Source organism: Shewanella sp. S1-49-MNA-CIBAN-0167, assembly GCF_040310145.1.
Taxonomy (GTDB): Bacteria; Pseudomonadota; Gammaproteobacteria; order Enterobacterales; family Shewanellaceae; genus Shewanella; species Shewanella psychromarinicola.
This window is the reverse complement of record NZ_JBEOPO010000030.1, coordinates 15,857-36,025: the sequence shown is the minus strand read 5'-3', so window position 1 is coordinate 36,025 and position 20,169 is coordinate 15,857. Positions and strand designations below refer to the sequence as shown.

At 43.2% G+C, this 20,169-nt stretch carries 14 protein-coding genes; 10 read left to right on the top strand and 4 right to left on the bottom strand.

The window, feature by feature from the left end:
• Nucleotides 1–149 precede the first annotated feature (149 nt).
• From AAEZ00_RS14365 to AAEZ00_RS14345, 5 genes are all read left to right on the top strand, one after another.
• On the top strand, nucleotides 150–2,984 hold the full coding sequence (locus AAEZ00_RS14365) for a beta-helix domain-containing protein (RefSeq protein WP_351074522.1): 2,835 nt from the start codon (nucleotides 150–152) through the stop codon (nucleotides 2,982–2,984).
• A gap of 84 nt (nucleotides 2,985–3,068) precedes the next feature.
• Nucleotides 3,069–5,753 carry a TonB-dependent receptor domain-containing protein gene (locus AAEZ00_RS14360; RefSeq protein WP_351088891.1) on the top strand — a complete coding sequence of 895 codons (2,685 nt, stop codon included), beginning with the start codon at nucleotides 3,069–3,071 and terminating at the stop codon, nucleotides 5,751–5,753.
• A gap of 262 nt (nucleotides 5,754–6,015) precedes the next feature.
• The gene (locus tag AAEZ00_RS14355) at nucleotides 6,016–6,426 is read left to right on the top strand and encodes a hypothetical protein (protein WP_351088889.1); all 411 of its coding nucleotides are present in this window, start codon (nucleotides 6,016–6,018) and stop codon (nucleotides 6,424–6,426) included.
• Nucleotides 6,390–6,923 (top strand): hypothetical protein, encoded by a 534-nt coding sequence (locus AAEZ00_RS14350; RefSeq protein ID WP_124012572.1) that lies wholly within the window; start codon nucleotides 6,390–6,392, stop codon nucleotides 6,921–6,923. The genes AAEZ00_RS14355 and AAEZ00_RS14350 overlap by 37 nt, the downstream gene beginning before the upstream one ends.
• A 194-nt stretch (nucleotides 6,924–7,117) precedes the next feature.
• Nucleotides 7,118–8,011 carry a hypothetical protein gene (locus tag AAEZ00_RS14345; protein ID WP_124012571.1) on the top strand — a complete coding sequence of 298 codons (894 nt, stop codon included), beginning with the start codon at nucleotides 7,118–7,120 and terminating at the stop codon, nucleotides 8,009–8,011.
• Between the two features lie 601 nt (nucleotides 8,012–8,612).
• Here the strand turns inward: AAEZ00_RS14345 and AAEZ00_RS14340 are convergent.
• Complete coding sequence (locus AAEZ00_RS14340) at nucleotides 8,613–9,251, bottom strand: protein tyrosine phosphatase family protein (RefSeq protein ID WP_124012570.1); 639 nt, start codon at nucleotides 9,249–9,251, stop codon at nucleotides 8,613–8,615.
• Nucleotides 9,252–9,974: 723 nt separating this feature from the next.
• Here AAEZ00_RS14340 and AAEZ00_RS14335 point away from each other — a divergent pair.
• Complete coding sequence (locus AAEZ00_RS14335; protein ID WP_351088886.1) at nucleotides 9,975–10,544, top strand: hypothetical protein; 570 nt, start codon at nucleotides 9,975–9,977, stop codon at nucleotides 10,542–10,544.
• Between the two features lie 303 nt (nucleotides 10,545–10,847).
• On the opposite strand, the gene AAEZ00_RS14330 is transcribed toward AAEZ00_RS14335, so the two are convergent.
• The 3 genes from AAEZ00_RS14330 to AAEZ00_RS14320 all read right to left on the bottom strand — a co-directional run bounded on the left by AAEZ00_RS14330 (nucleotide 10,848) and on the right by AAEZ00_RS14320 (nucleotide 14,859).
• A complete protein-coding gene (locus AAEZ00_RS14330) occupies nucleotides 10,848–12,782 on the bottom strand; it encodes a B12-binding domain-containing radical SAM protein (RefSeq protein ID WP_335687249.1) in 1,935 nt (644 codons plus the stop codon).
• Between the two features lie 316 nt (nucleotides 12,783–13,098).
• The gene (mtgA, locus tag AAEZ00_RS14325) at nucleotides 13,099–13,776 is read right to left on the bottom strand and encodes a monofunctional biosynthetic peptidoglycan transglycosylase (RefSeq protein ID WP_124012568.1); all 678 of its coding nucleotides are present in this window, start codon (nucleotides 13,774–13,776) and stop codon (nucleotides 13,099–13,101) included.
• A gap of 441 nt (nucleotides 13,777–14,217) precedes the next feature.
• Entirely contained in the window at nucleotides 14,218–14,859 is a 642-nt protein-coding gene (locus tag AAEZ00_RS14320) for a DsbA family protein (RefSeq protein ID WP_124012567.1), read from the bottom strand.
• Between the two features lie 178 nt (nucleotides 14,860–15,037).
• Between AAEZ00_RS14320 and AAEZ00_RS14315 the strand changes: the two genes are divergently transcribed.
• From AAEZ00_RS14315 to AAEZ00_RS14300, 4 genes are all read left to right on the top strand, one after another.
• A complete protein-coding gene (locus AAEZ00_RS14315) occupies nucleotides 15,038–16,315 on the top strand; it encodes a glycerophosphodiester phosphodiesterase family protein (protein ID WP_124012566.1) in 1,278 nt (425 codons plus the stop codon).
• A gap of 332 nt (nucleotides 16,316–16,647) precedes the next feature.
• Nucleotides 16,648–17,601 carry a TAXI family TRAP transporter solute-binding subunit gene (locus AAEZ00_RS14310; protein ID WP_101033967.1) on the top strand — a complete coding sequence of 318 codons (954 nt, stop codon included), beginning with the start codon at nucleotides 16,648–16,650 and terminating at the stop codon, nucleotides 17,599–17,601.
• 103 nt (nucleotides 17,602–17,704) lie between these two features.
• Nucleotides 17,705–19,762: a TRAP transporter permease gene (locus AAEZ00_RS14305; RefSeq protein WP_206191829.1), complete on the top strand. Its 2,058-nt coding sequence runs from the start codon at nucleotides 17,705–17,707 to the stop codon at nucleotides 19,760–19,762.
• A complete protein-coding gene (locus tag AAEZ00_RS14300) occupies nucleotides 19,762–20,163 on the top strand; it encodes a DUF1850 domain-containing protein (RefSeq protein ID WP_101033968.1) in 402 nt (133 codons plus the stop codon). Before AAEZ00_RS14305 ends, AAEZ00_RS14300 begins: the two co-directional genes overlap by 1 nt.
• Nucleotides 20,164–20,169 lie beyond the last annotated feature (6 nt).

Genomic DNA, 20,169 nt, shown 5'->3' with positions numbered 1-20,169 from the left:
TTAAGCCGCAGCACCATTGGACTTGCATATTTCTGTAATGTTAATGAAATGTGAGTGTCATGTTTACGCAGTCTTTTTGTCATTTTTGCAGGTTAGTTTGTAATCCAACCAACTTACTCACACGCTTACATCCGTCTTCGGAGATGACAATGGAACTGAAAAACATTTTTAAACTTACTGCACTTGCTACCGCCCTTGCTGCAACATTAGGGCTTGCTGGTTGTGGTGGTGATATTAATATCAATGCGGGTAGCGATACCGTTACCCCTACTACGCCAACAACTCCAACAACGCCAACTCAGACAGATCAAGAAAAATCATACAGTGGCTTTGCAACTAAAAGCACCACAATGACAGCCGTTGATGGTAAAGAAGTTTGGGTATTAAAAGGTACGTTAGCCCCTTCAACAGCAGCATCAACCATTACCACCGGTGGCCAAGATGGCGACAAAATAGTGTTAGGTAATGATGTTGTATGGCAGCTTGATGGCGCGGTGATTGCCGGTGGCGATAATGCCAATGCAGTTGAGTTATCGATATTACCTGGCACCAAAATCTTAGGTGGCAGCGATTCTTATTTAGTGATTAGCCGTGGTTCAACAATTATGGCTGATGGTACTGCAGCTGCACCTATCGTATTTACGTCTGTTGAGACGGCTTTAGGCCAAGAAGGTAAAGCGGGTCAGTGGGGTGGTTTAGTGTTATTGGGTAATGCGCCAGTAAACACCTGCCCAGATTTAACCAATTGTTCAGCGTCTTTTGAAGTGGGTAACCACAGCTATGGCGGTAATGACACCGAAGACAATTCAGGTTCAATCAAGTATGTACGCGTTGAGTTTGGTGGTTTCAAAATCAATGACACCCAAGAAATGAACGGTATTAGTTTTGCCGGTGTGGGTGCGGGTACTGAAATTGACCACGTACAAGTTCACATGAATAACGATGACGGTTTTGAATTCTGGGGCGGTAATGTTTCAGTAACAAATATCGTACTAACAGAAAACTTTGATGACTCGTTAGATTGGACTAACGGTTGGCAAGGTAGCGCGCAGCACGTTTATATCCGTCAAGCTGACAATGCTTCTAACCGTGGTATTGAAGCTGACAGTAACAGTGATGCCAGCGCTGTACCTATGTCAAAACCAGTGTTAGCCAACTTTACTATTCAGGTTGCTAATGGCACCAACAGTGGTGGTGACGATGCGGAAGGTATTTTATTCCGTAAAGGCACTGGCGTGAATACTTATAACATTCTTGTTAAAGGTGACGTTGATTCTGGCGAATGTTTAGAGGTTAACGACGACAATACCGTTAACAACGCCAACACCGCTGAATTGACCATGCAAAACAGCTTAATTGACTGTGTTGAACCGTTTAAAAATGCTAAGGCAGATGCTGCTGAAGGCCGTACTTTAGCGCTAGATGTTGAAGCCTGGTACACAGGGCAAGACGATAACTTAGTTGCCGCAGCTGATTTAACCGATTACATGCCTAATTCATCATCTGTTGCCTTAACGGCTGGTAAGGCTGATTTGGCTAACCTTGATGCGCGTTTAGTTAATGCTAACTATATTGGCGCGTTTGATGGATCTAATGATTGGACTAAAGGCTGGACTACAGCTATTCATGACGATGTGACGCCAACGCCAACAGCATTACCAGTATTAACCTCTTGTCCAGTAGGCACAACAGCTTCAGCAGCGGCAACAGGGTTATATAAAGATGCATCAATCACGTTAATTTGTACCCTTGAAGGCAATGTTTTAAGCAACACGACGCTTCTCGCTGGCCAAAACGTAATGTACAAAATTGATGGCGGTGCGGTAGTCGTCGGTGGTGATAACACCACGCCTGCAACATTGGCTATTCAAGCGGGTACTAAGCTATTCGCGACATCTAACAGCTTTATCGCAGTGAGTCGTGGCTCAAAAATTATGGCTCAAGGTAGTGCAACTCACCCAATTGAAATGACCTCTGAAGAAGATGTTATTGCGGGTGCAAGTGGCGAACGTGGTCAATGGGGTGGTTTGGTTATTCTAGGTAATGGTTTAACCAATACCTGTCCTGATCATAATGCTTGTTCAGCGTCGTTTGAAGTCGGTGACTTTCCATACGGTGGTAACAACAACGCTGATAACAGCGGTCAAATCAGCTACGTAGTGATTAAGTATGCTGGCTTTAAAGTGAATGATACTCAAGAAATGAACGGTATCTCATTTGCAGCAGTGGGCAGCGGAACTCAAGTAGACCATATTCAAATTCACGCTAACGGCGACGACGGTGTTGAGTTTTGGGGTGGTGCAGTTAACTTGAAATATGTGTACTTAACAGCCAACTTCGATGACAGCTTAGATTGGACTAACGGTTGGACAGGTAAAGCACAGTTTGTGTATATCACTCACGAAGACGGTAATGCTAACCGTGGTATCGAAGGTGATAGCCATAAAGGTGCTACGGATACTCCAGTGTCAGCGCCTAAATTAGCTAACTTCACTATTTTACCGGGTACAGATATTGCTAACGCAAGTGGCGATAAAGGTGAAGGTATCTTACTACGTGTGGCTACTGCTGGTGAGTTATACAACGTGTTAGTTCAAGGTCGTAAAGGCAGCACTGCTGAAACTGAGTCTGGCGAATGTTTAGAGTTAGATGGCTCTTACGCTGGTTTAGTCGACAACGTAAACAGCAAAACGCTGACGATGTCTCATTCAATTATCGACTGTAACGAGCCCTTTAAGTACAGCTCTGATAATGCAGCAACAGCAGACGCTGTCAATGTTGAAACCTGGTTCATGGGCCAAGAAGGTAACTCAACAGCTGCAGTGACTCTCACCGACGGTATGCCAGCAGCTACAGATACAACGCTACTTGGCAAAGGTAAAGACTTAAGCACAGATGATAGCTTCTTCGAATCAACCAACTTTATTGGTGCATTCGATGGCCAGAATGACTGGCGTCAAGGTTGGGCTTACTTTCCACAGTAATCACCTCGATAACATTAATCTGTGACCTATTAATAGCCGCCCGCAAGGGCGGTTATCTCTGAACCGCATACAGGATAGTTAAGTATGAAAACCAAGCCGAGTTTTACCGTTAATAAGTTAAGTCTTGCCATTATCTCTGTGATTTCTGCGGCGGCACTATTAACAGCTACCCCCGTATACTCGCAAGAACCAGCGCCTGCGCGCGATCCTGGTGAAGTGATCCCAATTGAACCGATAGAAGTGATTTCAGTTACCGGGCGTTTACGCAGCTCTGCATCAGAAGCAACTGAAGAACGTCGTGAACAAATTGCTGTAGCTGATATTATGGGCTCAGAACAAATTTCAAGAACCGGTGACAGTGATGCAGCCGCAGCGCTTCGTCGTGTGACAGGTTTAACCTTAAAAGATGGCAAATTCATTTATGTTCGTGGTTTAGGTGAGCGTTATTCAAGTACCTCACTGAATGGCGCGACAGTGCCGTCACCGGATCCAACCCGTAACGTGGTGCCTTTAGATATGTTTCCTGCATCGATCATTGAATCGTTATCGGTGCAAAAGTCAGCCTCTGCCAATTCTCCAGCCGCATTTGGTGGCGGACATGTGGATATTCGGACTAAATCTATTCCAGCAGATTTCTTTTTTAAAGCCTCTGTGGGCGGTCGTTATAACACCAATGATTCAGATGACAGCTTCACCTATAATGGTGGTGGCGATGATTGGACCGGCCAAGACGATGGCACTCGCAGCATGCCAAGCAACATTAATAACACCATTAATCAATATGGTGGAATTAGCCCAATTGATATCGTCAGCAATTCTAATGGCGCTATAAGTTACCCCGCAGCACAACAAGTTAACCGCGAATTGGCACTAGACATGTATCGCGATATGACGGTACAAAGTCAAAGTACTGATCCTGCAATGCGCGGTGATATCGCCATTGGTGATCGTTGGGACATTACTGACGACATCATCTTTGGTGCATTATCAGCGGTGTCGTACAAGCAGCAAGCCGAAAACTACACTAAACGCGAAGTTGAACTGGATGGTGATAGCAGCCAAGTACAAGTTGAAAACCAAAAAGACATCGTCGGCACCGACTCGATTGTGCAAGTGTCTGGCATGCTGAACTTAGGCTTAGAAATTGGTTACAACCATAAAATCGAAACCTTCACCACTTATCTGCAAGACACCTCTGATGATGTGTCTATAGGGCTTGAAGAAACCATCGATACTCTGGGTGAGCCTAATGCATTGCAAGTTTATGCTATTGATTACGAGGAACGTTCGTTAATCAGTAACCAAATAAAAGGTCATCATTTTATTGAGCTGTTAAATGATGCTGAAGTGAACTGGAAGTTTTCTGATGCCCGCTCAGAGCGTTATGCTCCTAATGAAGTGTCGTACACCTATAATGTGATTTTAGATGAAAACAACCAGTTATTGTCACGTAACCTCAACACTCAAGATGCGCCAAAGTATGTCTACAGCCGCTTAGAAGATGACAGCCAAAACTATGCCTGGGACTTTACTTACCCAATCAATTTAGACGGCGCATTGGTTAAACTGACAACCGGTTATGAATACTTTGAGCGTACCCGTGAAAGCTATGCCACCCGTTTAGGTTTTGATGTCGATTTAAGTCCAACTGATGCTAACGGTGGCATTTTAGCGAGTGACTTTAATGATATTTTTTCGGATAAAAACATTACCGACAATACCTTAGGACTAGAGCTGAAAGACGCGTCAACCGACACTGAAGACTACATTGCTGCAGAGAAAAACGATGCCGCCTTTGTGAGCATGGACATCGACTTTGATGATGTTTGGCGCGTATATGCTGGTATTCGCTACGAAGATTTTCGCCGCGTGACTTTACCTATCGACCCTGATGGTGAAATTTCAGATGAAGGCGGGCGTTACGACTTGACTGATTATGTGATTGCTGAAGATGGTTGGTTCCCGTCGTTGTCATTAACCTGGAAACAAACCGATACTACCCAATGGCGTTTAGGCGCGAGCAAAACCATAGTACGACCAGATCTGCGTGAAGTGTCGCCCGTTCGATTCCAAGATCCCGTTACCGGTTTTGATTTCTTCGGTAATCCAGAACTTAAAAGCTCCGACATTGTTAACCTCGACTTACGTTGGGAATACTACTCAGATTCGGGCAATAATTTCAGTATGGGCGCATTCTATAAGGATGTAGACGCACCGATTGAACCTATTCAACGTATTTCAGAAGCGGGGCGTCAGCTTAAATTTTATAACGCCGAGTCGGGTTATGTGTACGGTCTTGAAACCGAGTTTTTGCAAGAGCTTGAGTTTTTGGGTAGCGATGGCAGTATTTGGGAGGACTTCTTTGTCGCAGGTAACTTAACCCTAGGCGACTCAGAAATCGATATCGCTGCTAACGGCGAAATCGACCCAACCAATAACACGCGCCGCATGACCGGACATTCACAATGGGTGGCTAACTTACAGTTAAGTTACGACTCGCCAGACAGTTATCACAGTGCCACATTAGTTTATAACGTGTTTGGTGAACGCATTGCCTATGGTGGCCGTGGTGGTTTAGATGACGTATTTGAAAAGCCATTTCATAGCCTTGATTTTACCTATAGTTTCTTCCCGACCGATAGCGTTACCGTAAAAGTAAAAGCGAAGAATATCTTAGGTGAAACAACGGAATACGAGCAGCAAGATATCCAAGTGTATGCCAAAGACCCTGGCACAGAATACACCTTGCAGCTTAGCTATGAGTATTAATACGCCTTAATTTCAAGAGTTAAAAGAGTACTGGTTTTTAGCGATTTTTACTCATCATTTCAATCGCTAAAAACGTGCACGGCCACTTTCTTCGGAACAAAGAAAGTGGCCTTTTTTTGTTTTGGCTTATTATTTGGGTTAGGTTATTAGGTGAAAAGGCATGTTGTTTACATTATAAGTAATAGTGTGAATTGTATAAGTATGTTTTTTATGTTTTTTTTGTTATTTTATAATTCAAAATTAAATTAAGGGATTAATTATTATGGATAGGAAAGTTTGTCCAACAATTGTAGATTTACAGCTTGATACAAAGAGTATTGTAGCTATAAATTCGATAAATGATATTTTAAAAAATAAAGAAACAGGTATGTGGGTTACATTAATTGGCCAATTGGTTCTTATTTTTGGCGGTTTAGGCGTTAATGCCAAAGCTTCAAATAATATAATTGAAAAGAATTTAGTCTTTAAGTCTGTGTCTAGTGATTCAAGTCAAACTTCGTATAGTATTTTTTCTACAAATTGGGAGTATTTTTTTAAGACTTTCTCTTCGCTTGATAGGTTTGCTAACAATCAAATAGAAACTATTGCTGGTATGCAAATGTTAAGATCTGAAATTTCATCAAAGGAGAGAGTTTTTTGGAAATCCGTCCATTATGGTTGCAACGTAAAATGAAGATATTAACGATTTTATTTTTTATTTTAACTATTTCGCCTTCAAAAGTTTTTGCTGACGAGTACTTAGATTTCGGTATGGATTTACTGAGTGATAAATTTACTGCATTTGAGGTCAAACACGATAAATGTTTAACCATGTCAAAAATGAATCAATTATCTGATAGCAGTATAGTCACTCTAAAACAGTTACCCATTTCAGTCGGGGAGGCTTTAGGTTATTTGCATCTTAAAGCGATGCGAATGTGTGTGGGTGATGAATACACTGAGTTACTCCAAGTGCTTTTAGATTTAGAAAATGAAAATAAGACAAAACAGAATACTTTTGTTACGCAAGAAATAGACAAAATTAAATTGTTAATCTTTTCCACTTCTGAGTTAAGAGCTCAGAAGCAATATGATTCTTTACCTGTTGAGTATAAAAATAAACTACAGCGAGTGGAAGGTATTCATCAGCCATTTGATATGATCAATGCATTTGAGCGAGCATGGTTATAACAAATCAGTAATCTTTATAAAATCGATTAATATGAATTAATCGATTTTTTTATCTTTTTAGTAATAGTCTCGGATATTGTTGTTAGAATACATCTACTTTTTGCAAGCTGCAGTCCGAGTTAATAACCATTATGTTTAACCGTCTTTCTTTGTTTTTATACTTAATCTTAGCTATATCGATCAGCGCATGCGCCATGCCACTGGGGATGACACAAGCGGGTAGCATTACCGCCCCGTCTATTGACGAAGCCAGCGGTTTGGCGGTATCGAGGCTCAATGACAAGATATTGTGGGTACATAACGACAGTGGTGATTCGGCAAGGATTTTTGCCATTGATACCCAAGGTCATCAACTCGCGACAGTAAACATTACTGGTGTAAAGAACATTGATTGGGAAGACATAGCCTCGTTTGTTTACCAAGGTGAAGCGTACTTATTGATCGCCGATGTGGGTGATAACCAAGCGAAGCGATCGCAGTATCAATTACACCTGATCAAAGAGCCAGATTTAAGCCAACTGAATGGACAAAAAACACTGTCGGTTAAACCCAGTTGGAGCATGACATTTACCTACCCAGATGGCGCACACGATTGTGAATCCGTAGCCGTTGATGTGGCTAAGCAAAAAATACTGTTACTGACTAAACGCGATAAGCTGCCGATATTATACGAGTTACCATTAATCGCTCCTTCGGCGCAAAGCGTATCAAAGAATGTATCGGTTCAAATGATTAACAAACAAGCCAAAAGGTTGGGCGAAATAGCGCCATTACCAACCGCGATGCTCGATTATGCCAGTATCTATACTTGGGCCGGTTTTGCCGGAAAGCCCACCGCAATTGATATCTCCGCGGATGGTTTATCGGCTGTAGTATTAACCTACACTCACGCGTTCTATTTTACCCAATCACAGCCTGGCGATTGGTTAACGCTGTTTTCTACAGCGCCACAAGAGATTGCTCTGCCAGCGATAAAACAAGCTGAAGCGGTTAGTTTTAGCCAAGAGGGTAGCAGCATTTTTATTACATCAGAGATGCTGCCAGCGCCTTTGTATAAAATGGATTTGAAGGGTTTTCATACTCAATAGTAGGTTTTTTTCTTTATTTTTTAGATATGGCCTGCGGCCACTAAGGTCGTGGCGCTTCACCCACACCAGACCAAGAGGAAACCAACGGCTGTTTCCTCTTTACTTTTTATTCAAAGAATTGGCCCAGCCGCCACATCAACATTATCCCAATGTGATTTAAGCAATAGAAGCGATAATTTCGCGACGTGGTACGATCCAGCTTGTGACTTCGTTTGTAGACTGCTTCGGCCCATCTTGCAGTAAAGAGTGAAAATGCTAACGCTTCCGATGGGGATCTGATGTGAATGGATTCACGAATGTTGTGGTGGCATGGTCAATAATGTTCCCGACATCAAATGACATTCCCCATGTCCATATGGGTCAGATGCCAAAGAACGACCTTTCCCCGCGAAAGCTAGCTGGCATCTGATAGGCAGGATGCCTGAATGCCTTGGAGTATATGGATATACGTGAAAGGCCATGGTCAGCTCACGCATTCTTTTATAAAGAGTCTTCAACGGCCTCAATTTATTGGATACTGAAGGTTTCAAAGTAAAATACGCAAAAGTCGCAAACAAAAAAATTGTTAGTTTCAGCTAATGCGATAGCTGTATTTACATTACTATTGCTTGGTTTGATATTGCAGTTTTGTGTCTTCTATCAGTTGTTGCCACTGAGGGTATTCAGCAAAGCTTTGTTGTAAGTCGCCCCAAGGGGTGAGTGCTTCGGCCATCGTCGGTGCTTTGTTTTGGCGGGTTTGGTATAAATAATAAAAGGCTGACGCTCGATAATTAGCCGCGCAATGGACTAGCACAGGGGCATCGCCATTCTGGTCCATCAGGCTAAAAAATTGCTGTAGATTTTCTGGTGTAGGCTGCTGCCAGTCCACGCTAATATTGTGATAGTTCATACCGAGTTGAGTGACGATTTGCTGCTCATTTTGTAAGGCGTTTGGGTTGTCATTGGGAATGAGATTAATCACCGTTTTGATACCAGCTTGAGCGAGTTGTGCAAATTGTTGCTCTGTGGGTAAACCTGCAGTAATCACTTGCTGGTTATTAAATTTAACTGCTTTTATGTCGCCAAGTGTGTTGGTGTCAATATTCGCCATGCTGCCTGTACTGTTCACATCGGCACTATTCACTTCCGAGCTATTCACTTCCGAACTATTCACACCCGAACTAAATACTCCCGCACTAAAAAAGAAACAACACATTAATATGCTGGTGGACAGCAGGTTATAACGTTGCAGTATATTCATGTAATCCCCTTGGTTTGTGTGATACCTAATAACGTATGACGTATTTTCGCTAAGCTCAAGTTAAGCATACTATTGTTAAGTTTTCATATAAAAGTTACGTGTTGAAAGTTACATTCCGCACAGGCCAAACCCACCGTCGTTCAGGTAATGTTGTTGAGCCGGAATCCAGCGCTATTCTTTGTATTTATGGCCTGCGGCCACTAACGTCGTGGCGCGTCGCCCACACCAGACCAAGAGGAAACCAACGGCTGTTCCCTCTTGGATCTCCCAGCCGCCCCGCAACATTTTCAAACAGCGAAAAGGTCGCCATGGGGTCAAGTTTAACTTTGACCTGCATTTGTGTCTGCTTCAGCCTTATTCGAAAATGCTATCGCTTCCGATGGTACATCCTGTACCGCGAAAGCTAGCCAGACATCCATGTCTGGACCCACGTCATTTTCTTCAACGACCTCAATTCATGGAACCCTGAAAATGTTAAACCAAGCATCATAATGAGATTCTGTGATGAATGGTAAAAATCGGCTGAATGACTAAAAAATACATCTTAAAAGGTGTAATTAGAACAATCGATTAGCAGAAAGATTGTACAAAAAATAACTACCGCAAAAAAGAAAATTCCGATAGCATGTTATGTTAATAGTTACCGATTAATATGGATGTGGCATCGGCCAAGTCCAACAAGCAATTTATACTTTGCAAATAGTGCAACTTATTAGAGGTTTTATGTTTAGTTTCAATCCCCGAGGAGAAAATCTCAGAGCCTTAGAGCAAAACATATTAAAGTTTAGAGCTTTTGAAATGGTAATGATTTTATTCTATGTTGAAGAAATAAAATCTATTGCATTAAGGACTATCAAGGTTACTGATAAGTGGAATAATTTACTGTCAAATAAGGAAGAACGATTTCCTGATAACACAAAAAAAATATATAAAAAACTTTGGAAGTTATTAGTTACAGAGAATATTTTATCTACAGAAGAAAAAGATGATATTGAAAGTATTATTGATTACAGAAATGATATAGCACATTCAATTGAAGAGCTTGTTTTTGATCTGAATGTAGACTCATATTCAAAAAGTCATGTTAAATTCGCGGGTAAAAAATATGAGCATGGTGTACTTGAACGTTTAAAAAAATATAAAGAGTTAATGTATAAAAGATTCTCTGGCAAATATGTTTTTGAAATTAATATGAATAGCGTATTGTTCGCTCAAGCAGAGCGAACTTATCTAATTGAATTAGCAAAAATAGATAAAAAAATACGTCGATTACTTGAGTTAAGAAAAGTGTAAAATAAAAAAATAGAGTGTGAAGTAAAGCAGTTGAATGAGTTAGATATAACTAAGCTTCAACCATGGCATCCAAAAAACTTCAGACCTAACAGACAGTTATCACCTCAAGGTATAAAGTGTATGCATATGCTTTTTAGTTTAAATGTAAGTAATATTACAGTGAGTTATTTGATGCGTATTTCACTAAAATCAATTAGTAAAAGAAAGAGGATTTGGCTAAAATAAAATACAAGCTTTCAAATAACCTAATCTGCAATCCACTTGTCCAAAACAGCTCTCATTGAGCTGTTTTGGTTGCATCAATTATTCTTCACTGCTCAAAATAAAATTGCTAATCGCTTTTGAGATCAGGTCTTTCTTCATCGTAGTGCGTGCGAGAGGCTGGTTAAACCAAAAGCTCATTGGTTGGTCAAAGCCGATACCGTGCATATAATTGTAGAGCGCCTTACGCAGTCCTTCGCCCAGCATGTCATGATCGGTGCCGGTTGGGTCGGTGAAATCCACATCGTTTTCAGCGAATAAGATCTCTGGGCGTTCAGCAAGGGTGATACCAAACTGCTCTGGGTTCAAGCCAATAGGGCTGTGGATGGTGGCCACAAAACGATGCCAGTAGGCGGACTGGAAACAGCCTTGCTGCATCAATTGGCGCACCATTTCCAGCGAATCGATAGTCTCTTGTTCGGTTTGTGTTGGAAAGCCATACATTAAATAGGCATGCACCAAGATACCGGCATCACTAAAGGCTTTGGTGACATGGGCGACGCGCTCAACACTCACGCCTTTTTTCATTAGTTTCAATAGTCTGTCTGAAGCCACTTCAAGGCCGCCACTGACTGCGATACAACCCGAGTCTGCCAGTAACTGGCAACGCGCTGGGCTAAACGTTCTTTCAAAGCGGATATTACCCCACCAGCTGATCACTACGTTGCGTTCAATGAGGCGTTTTGCAAACGCAAATAAGGTTTTTGGCGGTAGGGCTTCATCGACAAAATGGAAACCTGTTTGTCCGGTTTCTTCAATAAGCGCTTCGATGCGGTCCACCAGAATATCCGCGCCAGCAGTATCGTAGCGGTCGATGTAGTCCAAACTGACATCGCAAAAGCTGCATTTACGCCAGTAACAGCCATGGGCTATGGTGAGTTTATTCCAGCGGCCATCACTCCAAATACGGTGCATAGGATTGAGCATTTCACATAAAGACAGGTATTCGCCCAATGGCAAGCCATCGTAAATGGGCGCGCCAACGTCGACCTGTGGAATGTCGTGTAGCAGTTCGTTTTGATTTAAGTGGACGTAGGCTTGACCATTTTCATCTTCTGCGAGGAAATAGGTTCGCACTAACTCGTCTATCTCGCGCTTGCCTTCAAAGTATTCCAGCAGGGTGATAAGTGGGCGTTCGCCGTCGTCAAGACAGATAAAGTCGACAAACTCAAATACGCGAGGGTCTTTGAGTGCGCGCAGCTCAGTATTGACAAAACCACCGCCCATGACGATGGGAAGCTCAGGATTGATGGCTTTACAGGTTTGCGCAATACGCAAAGCGCCGAGCATGTTACCGGGAAAAGGCACGGTTAACGCGACCACGCTAGGCTGAGTTTCTTCTAGATACTGCTCGACCAACTGTTCCAAAATTTCCGAGCTGAAACTAGGGTCTCCCATCAAGGTGTCGTAGAGGTTGTCAAAGCTTGGGTTGGCCGACGCTAATTTTTCGCCATAGCGGCTGACTTCAAAGTAAGGATCAACCCCCTGAGTAATCACGTTCGACAGATCATTAATAAACAGGGTGGTGAGATATTTGGCTTTATCTTGTACGCCTAAATTGCCAAAGGCCGCTTGCAACACATCGCCAGATATCTCTTCCATCTGGGCTATAGTGTCAAATGCTGGGCCTTCTGGTAAAAAACGCCGTGAGTTAATCCGCATTGCTAGGCTTGGATCTTTACCCTGCAAAAAGCGAATGGCAGGCTCAACGGCTAGATGGTAACGATCGTATTCGGCTAGAAAATTAAAGATCACATCAGGTAGCTCATTGTCTTCAAAATGCTCGAAGTTTTCTTCCACATGCTGACGGATAATCTCCAGCGCAGGCGCCGTCATCATCTCAAGGAAAAGCTCAATAGCAGGATCTCGCTGAACCGCCTCATAGCCTCGTGAGCGTAAAAAACCAGTCAAATACGCTGTTGCCGGATACGGCGTATTCAGCTGGGTCATAGGTGGAGTCATTAGAAGAACGGTCATAACCTGCCTTTAAATAGTAAAACCTGAATGCTTATTGCGAAACAGAATAATGGCAGCAAATGCCGCTGCCATAAAATAATAATGAATTCTAACAAATGACCTGTAAAAAATCCCAGTAGATTAGAAAATGGTTGATTGATCACCGGTTGATTGCGCCGTCTGGATTGATCATATGCTTCGCCATTTGAGGCGGAATAGTCGTCAGTGTCGACTTTATGCTTTTTTAACAGTGCGATCAGGACTGCGAGGCACGCTGATTAAGCGGTCGAGTAAGTCGAGTCAGATGGACTGAATTTTCATCTGACCCTGCTAATGCTTAATTAAGGATGGGCGCTAGATAACCAGTGCCAAGTTGTTGCATTTGCTGTTCAACCCAGACTACTCTCTGGCGAAAATAAGGGCTTAAATTACGAGGATCGCGATTGCGAGGGCTGGGCAATAGCACGGCTAGGCGCGCGGCTTCATTACGGGTTAGATAGCGAGCCGATTTATTAAAATAATGCTGGCTAGCCGCTTCTACGCCGTAAATCCCTTTACCAAACTCTGCCACGTTGACATACACTTCTAAGATACGTCTTTTGCCCCAAATCGCTTCAAGGCTGACGGCCAACATGGCTTCCAGACCTTTACGAACAAAGCTTTGCCCCGGCCATAGTAAGAGGTTTTTTGCGGTTTGTTGGCTGATGGTGCTGGCACCACGAAGACCTTCACCGTCGTCGTACTGGTTAAGGGCTTTACTGATGGCGGCAAAATCGACACCGAAATGCTCTGGAAACAGCTGATCTTCTGAGGCAACCATGGCTAGCGGTATCTGCGACGGCAACTCATCAATACTTATCCAGTGTTGGGTAACCGGATAAGGGCTTTGCAGCATAAATGACGTAGTCGGTGGCGCCACAAATCGAAACACCAGTAACAATAGCGCCAGTAATAGCAACAACCGCCACATAACAAACCATGTCCAACCCAAAAAACCTCGTTTACGATTTGCCATTCACTGCCTCTGGTTATGTCAGCCTTTGAGGCTTTGTCGTCTTCGATGTGCAAGAGTATAGGATATTGAGCATCAAGACCAAACGCTAATAAACGTCGTTCAAACTTTATTTCTCAAGGGAAGTTTACCTCATATCGGTATACAGATTCATTAAGCCGCAATAATGCCTAAGGTGGTCACAATGTGATACTCATTTTTCAACGCGTTAGGGTTATCATTAAGGGTTAAGTTGATTACAGTCATGCCCCCCAGGTTTGGCGATTATTTTAAATGGGCAATCCTGCGGTTATCACTTGCTCATTATTAAACGTTAATGGCGTTAATCTCGGCAAGTTTGCCACTATCTATATTGGCCATATGATTACTACTTCAGGTTAAGTTAACCAACAATAAGCTGCTCAACAGTAATCCATAGCGATAAAATCTTTTCATATAAGTTCCTCAACAAGGTTTGATATTTGACAAGATAGTGCGGATGTCTGCCAAGCTGGTTTGCCATTGATGATAATCAAGCCTAATAGAATAGGCGTTGTTATCGACCATCAATACCAATGATGGAAACCCTTGAATAGGAAGTTGACCAGCAAGGTTAATTTCTTGCAACAGTTGTTTGTCTATGTCATTAGCGGTTAATTGTTCAACGAAAGGTGCTTCAGGGATGCCAACTTGAATCGCGATAGCCACTAAAGTATCGAGATCCGATGGGTTTTTCGCATTCAAGTAATACGCCTGTTGAATCGCATTAATCATTTGTTTTTCAAGCCCATATTGACGAGCAATGATACTGGCTCGACATGCTGGATAAGTCGATCGCCTGGGTTGGCAGAGATGCCAAAAGTCATGATTAAATTTAGTGCCCAGTTGTTGAGTAATTTTTTGCCACGTTTGTTGTAACATTTGCTGCATGGGTCGTGGCATTGGGAGATCTGAATCTGGCGCCAACCCCCCGACCAAGTATTTGATGGTTAACTGTTGGCCCAATTGCTGCTGCAGTTGAGCTTGCAGCGTGTCCCATGTGGGGCGATATCCCCAACACCAACTGCACATAGGGTCGTGAACATAATAGAGTGTTGTGTTAGGCATTATGGACCTCGTTGTTAAGCGTTAAAACGCTACTGCTGTTATTCGTTTTATCTATTTAGGGTTATTATTGTCATATTAATTCTATATTTTAGTCATATTCATTGCGTAAGCTGGTGGCGATAATGAGTCAATCAACCCTGCATTACAACAGGCATGCATGACAATATGGAGCAAAAAGATGACAAGGAAAAACAGTGTCACACTGGGTATTATTTCGATTTTGACCAGTATGTTATGGGTCTCAGGCTGTAACAGTAACGATAATAATACCAGCGTAGCAACAGAATTGAATAAAAGTGTCAGCGCTCAAGTGGGCCCTAGACCGCTATTTTTAGTCGGTCAAATGCAAGACAGTGAGTTAAAAGATCAATTAGCGCAATGTGCTTCAAATTCATTTTACCGGACTGATTTCTCGATTGGCCACCGTGGTGCATCGATGCAATTCCCTGAACACACCAAAGAAGCCTATCAAGCAGCCATCGATTCCGGTGCTGGTATTGTTGAATGTGATGTGACCTTTACCGCAGATAAAGCGCTCGTGTGTCGTCATTCACAGTGTGATTTAGCCACTACCACCAATATTCTGTCCATTCCAGCCCTAGCCAATAAATGTTCAGTGCCATTTTTACCCGCCGATGCTGTTAACGGTGTCAGCGCTACGGCGACTTGTTGTACTAGCGATATCAGTTTAGCTGAATTTAACACCTTAAAAGGCAAAATGGACGGCTTTAACCCCAATGCCACCACAGTCGAAGAGTTTATGGACGGCACGCCAAATTGGCGCACCGATTTATATGCCGGTAATGGCACTTTAATGACTCATGCTGAAAGTATTGCCTTATTCAAAGCTGCTGGAGTAAAGATGACTCCAGAGCTTAAGTCGGCTAGTGTCAGCATGCCCTATGATGGCTTTACCCAACAAGATTACGCTCAGAAAATGCTAGATGAATATGCCGCAGCAGGTGTTGATGCATCGCAAGTATTTCCGCAGTCGTTTAATTTAGACGATATAAAATATTGGATAGCCAATGCGCCTGAATTTGCCGATCAAGCGGTATACCTCGATGGCCGTGACGAGCAGGCTGGATTTGACCCGCAAAATAGCGCGACTTGGTCACCGAGTATGGATACCTTGGCCGCTGATGGCGTAAAAATTATCGCGCCACCGTTATGGATGTTAGTCACTTTAGATAATAACAAGGCCATCGTACCTTCTGAATATGCTAAAGCGGCTAATGCAGCTGGCTTAAAAATTATTGCATGGTCACTTGAGCGTTCAGGCCCACTGAGCCAAGGTGGTGGCGGTTGGTACTATCAAAGTATTGCCGACGTGGTTGATAACGAAGGTGACACTTTTGAGCTGTTAGATGTACTGGCAAAAGATGTTGGCGTAATCGGTGTGTTTTCCGACTGGCCCGCTACCGTGACCTATTATGCTAACTGCATGGATATGTAACGATTAACAGTATTATTGTCCCTTATTTAGCTGGGATAAACTGAACTTATCAAGAAGGTGCTGACATTGTTGGCACCTTTTTTTATTCTATTCACTATACTCGTTGTGATAGAAGACTAATTGCTCACGGCTCAACCAAGCTTCGAGCGAGTGGGCGATGATAAACGCTAATGTCACTTGTTGATGTATTATCGAAGCGACCGAAATAGTGACATAAATGAGGTTTATAGCGATGTGGCTAGCCTTTAGTCTATATAGCTCGCAGAGGATGTCAGTGGTAGTGTTATAGCACAACAAGACCTATAACCATATATAAAATAAGGATATTTAGGATGAAGTTAACCAAACGTTTTTGCATGATTGGCGCGGCAGCCGCGCTGTCTATTAGTACGGCTGTTATGGCGGCACCGACATTTATTAATATTCTTACTGGCGGCACCAGTGGTGTGTATTATCCTATCGGTGTTGCTCTTTCACAACTGTATAGTAATGGTATTGAAGGCTCTAAAACCTCTGTTCAAGCGACTAAAGCGTCTGTTGAAAACCTTAATTTATTACAAGCTGGACGTGGCGAATTAGCACTTGCGTTAGGTGATTCGGTATCGGCTGCATGGGCGGGTGATGCTGAAGCAGGTTTTAAGACACCGTTGAACAAATTACGTGTCATTGCCGCAACATATCCTAATTTTATCCAAATTGTCGCCAATAAAGATGCAGGGATTAATAGCCTTGCCGATTTAAAAGGCAAACGTATTTCTGTGGGGGCGCCTAAATCTGGTACTGAGCTAAACGCTCGCGCTATTTTTAGTGCTGCAGGCTTAAGCTATGACGATATGGGGAAAGTGGAATTTCTGCCTTATGCCGAATCAGTTGAGCTAATTAAAAACCGTCAATTGGATGCGACCTTACAATCGTCTGGCCTAGGTATGGCGGCCATTCGTGATTTAGCCGCCACCATGGCGATTAACTTTGTCGAGATCCCCGCAGATATCGTGGCTAAAATTAATAATCCCGCTTATCAAGTAGGGGTGATTACTGCCAATACCTATGAAGGTCAAACTACCGATATTAGTACGGTGTCGATTCAGAATTTATTGGTAAGCCATAGTAAGGTCTCTGATGAAATCGCCTATCAAATGACTAAACTTATGTTTGAAAACTTGGATCGTTTAGGTACGGCACACTCTGCCGCTAAGGCTATCAGTTTAGACACAGCGACCAAAAATCTGCCTATTCCAATGCATCCAGGTGCAGAGCGTTACTACAAAGAGGTGAATGCATTGTAATCTCATTTTTACTTTGCGAGCGCTTGCTTAACCTAAGCAAGCGCTTATGTGTTTTTGTCTTTCGGCATACCATTTTTAGCTGTAGTAAGGGTAGAGGTATACCATGAGCGAGCCATCCAATAACCAGACTATTATGTCGCAACAAGGCTTAAGTGCTGATACCCGAGATTGGCCAAAAGCCCTATTTTTCGTGGCACTCATTTTTTCTATTTTCCAAATTACCACCGCAGCATTTCATCCTGTTTCAACCCAAGTGTTACGCGCTGTGCACGTGGGTTTTTTATTATTAGTGGTATTTATTAGCTATCCAGGTATCGGCAAAAGCCAGCCATGGCAACCCTTAGCCTGGATACTCGGCTTAGCGGGTATGGCTACCGCGGCTTATCAATGGGTATTTGAAGCTGACTTAATTCAACGTTCCGGTGACTTAACCCAAAATGACATGATTATTGGTGTGGTATTAGTCGCTCTAGTGTTTGAAGCGGCAAGGCGAGTGATGGGCATTGCCCTGCCGATCATTTGTGGTTTATTTCTGGCTTATGGTTTGTTTGGTGAGTATTTGCCCGGAGAACTGATGCACAGAGGGTATGGTTTTGATCAAATTATTAACCAGTTAGCCTTTGGCACAGAAGGCTTATATGGCACGCCAACCTATGTATCAGCGACGTATATTTTCTTGTTTATTCTGTTTGGGGCCTTTTTAGAGCAAGCTGGGATGATCCGCTTATTTACCGATTTTGCCATGGGATTATTTGGCCATAAAGTCGGTGGACCCGCAAAAGTATCTGTGGTGTCATCGGCACTAATGGGCACCATTACTGGATCCGGTGTGGCTAATGTGGTGACCACTGGCCAGTTTACGATTCCGTTAATGAAGCGTTTTGGTTATCGATCTGCTTTTGCGGGCGGGGTTGAGGCCACGTCCAGTATGGGCAGCCAAATTATGCCGCCGATTATGGGCGCAGTAGCCTTTATTATGGCTGAAACCATTAACGTGCAATTTATTGAAATTGCAAAAGCAGCGATGATCCCCGCTGTACTGTATTTTTGCTCGGTGTTCTGGATGGTGCATTTAGAAGCTAAACGCGCCAATTTATCGGGCTTACCCAAAGATCAGTGTCCTGATCCGTGGGCAGCGATTAAGCTACGTTGGTACTTACTCATCCCGTTATTTATTTTGATTGGCTTGTTGTTCTCTGGTCGCACGCCACTGTTTTCTGGGATGGTGGGGTTAGCACTGACTGCTATTGTGATTTTAGGTTCGGCCATTATTCTCAATCTATCATCAGCTGCGATGCGGTTTGTTTTTTGGATAGCGCTAGGGGTGTTATGTGCTGGTTTCTTTCAATTAGGCATCGGGGTGATGTTTGGGGTTATTGCGCTGCTGGTGGTTATTTGTTGGTTTGTTAAAGGCGGTAAAGAAACCCTTCAACTGTGCTTACATGCCTTGGTAGAAGGTGCTCGTCATGCAGTACCCGTTGGAATAGCGTGTGCATTGGTTGGAGTGATTATTGGCATTGTGTCACTTACGGGTATTGCCTCTACCTTTGCCGGTTATATTTTGGCGGTTGGCCAAGATAACCTGTTTTTATCGTTAATACTGACCATGGTAACGTGTCTCATTTTAGGCATGGGGATCCCAACTATTCCTAACTACATTATTACCAGCTCAATTGCTGCGCCAGCGTTACTGGATTTAGGCGTGCCGTTAATTGTGTCGCATATGTTTGTGTTTTACTTTGGCATCATGGCAGACCTTACCCCGCCGGTTGCGCTAGCGTGTTTTGCGGCAGCGCCAATAGCGAAAGAGAAAGGCTTAAAAATCAGCTTGTGGGCTATTCGTATTGCTATCGCTGGGTTTATTATTCCCTTTATGGCGGTATACGAACCAGCGTTAATGCTCCAAAGTGGTGGCGTGTTGGATACCCTTTTTGTGGTGCTTAAAGCGACGGTTGCAATTGGGATTTGGGGAATTATCTTTACTGGGTATTTATTCCAAAACCTTTATTGGTGGGAGCGTATTTTAGGCTTTATTGCCGGTGGTTGTTTAATTATGGCGACGCCATTAAGTGATGAGTTAGGTTTTGGTTTGGCACTGGCGTTTATGTTACAGCACCTGTGGCGTGCACGTAAGTTACAACGTTTAGCACAGGACAAATAATGCTAGGATTATGTTTAGGCCTAGCGGGCACAATATGGGCTCAAGTACCTGCTGAGAAAATGACTTTATCGTGGACCCACACGATTGAAAAAATTCGTTGGGCAGAAGATTATCGCTTGCAGCCTGACGGGTTTATCTTAGAGCAAGCAAGGGTAAAAGGCAGTGGTGCAGGGATGGAGATACCGTTGGATGCCGTGTTAAACAATGGCAGCTGGCATTACACCCCCCATTTACCTATCTTGCCGATGCTAAAACTTGGTCGTACCCCAGAAGCAGGTGATTACCAGCTGTGTGTTTCATCTGCTCAGCGCGAGCAACAATGTCACCCAATGAGTTTTTGGGTCGGAGAGCCGACAGTTGAACAGCCATTGATAGAGTTATGGGGTTGCGATATAGGGTAGTGACAT

What these genes read in the sequence shown, in the direction of transcription:
- AAEZ00_RS14310 (WP_101033967.1), top strand. Translation starts at nt 16,648, where the DNA reads ATGAAGTTAACCAAACGTTTTTGCATGATTGGCGCGGCAGCCGCGCTG.
- AAEZ00_RS14355 (WP_351088889.1), top strand. Translation starts at nt 6,016, where the DNA reads ATGGATAGGAAAGTTTGTCCAACAATTGTAGATTTACAGCTTGATACA.
- AAEZ00_RS14335 (WP_351088886.1), top strand. Translation starts at nt 9,975, where the DNA reads ATGTTTAGTTTCAATCCCCGAGGAGAAAATCTCAGAGCCTTAGAGCAA.
- AAEZ00_RS14315 (WP_124012566.1), top strand. Translation starts at nt 15,038, where the DNA reads ATGACAAGGAAAAACAGTGTCACACTGGGTATTATTTCGATTTTGACC.
- AAEZ00_RS14330 (WP_335687249.1), bottom strand. Translation starts at nt 12,782, where the DNA reads ATGACCGTTCTTCTAATGACTCCACCTATGACCCAGCTGAATACGCCG.
- mtgA (WP_124012568.1), bottom strand. Translation starts at nt 13,776, where the DNA reads ATGGCAAATCGTAAACGAGGTTTTTTGGGTTGGACATGGTTTGTTATG.
- AAEZ00_RS14340 (WP_124012570.1), bottom strand. Translation starts at nt 9,251, where the DNA reads ATGAATATACTGCAACGTTATAACCTGCTGTCCACCAGCATATTAATG.
- AAEZ00_RS14305 (WP_206191829.1), top strand. Translation starts at nt 17,705, where the DNA reads ATGAGCGAGCCATCCAATAACCAGACTATTATGTCGCAACAAGGCTTA.
- AAEZ00_RS14320 (WP_124012567.1), bottom strand. Translation starts at nt 14,859, where the DNA reads ATGCCTAACACAACACTCTATTATGTTCACGACCCTATGTGCAGTTGG.
- AAEZ00_RS14300 (WP_101033968.1), top strand. Translation starts at nt 19,762, where the DNA reads ATGCTAGGATTATGTTTAGGCCTAGCGGGCACAATATGGGCTCAAGTA.
- AAEZ00_RS14345 (WP_124012571.1), top strand. Translation starts at nt 7,118, where the DNA reads ATGCCACTGGGGATGACACAAGCGGGTAGCATTACCGCCCCGTCTATT.
- AAEZ00_RS14360 (WP_351088891.1), top strand. Translation starts at nt 3,069, where the DNA reads ATGAAAACCAAGCCGAGTTTTACCGTTAATAAGTTAAGTCTTGCCATT.
- AAEZ00_RS14365 (WP_351074522.1), top strand. Translation starts at nt 150, where the DNA reads ATGGAACTGAAAAACATTTTTAAACTTACTGCACTTGCTACCGCCCTT.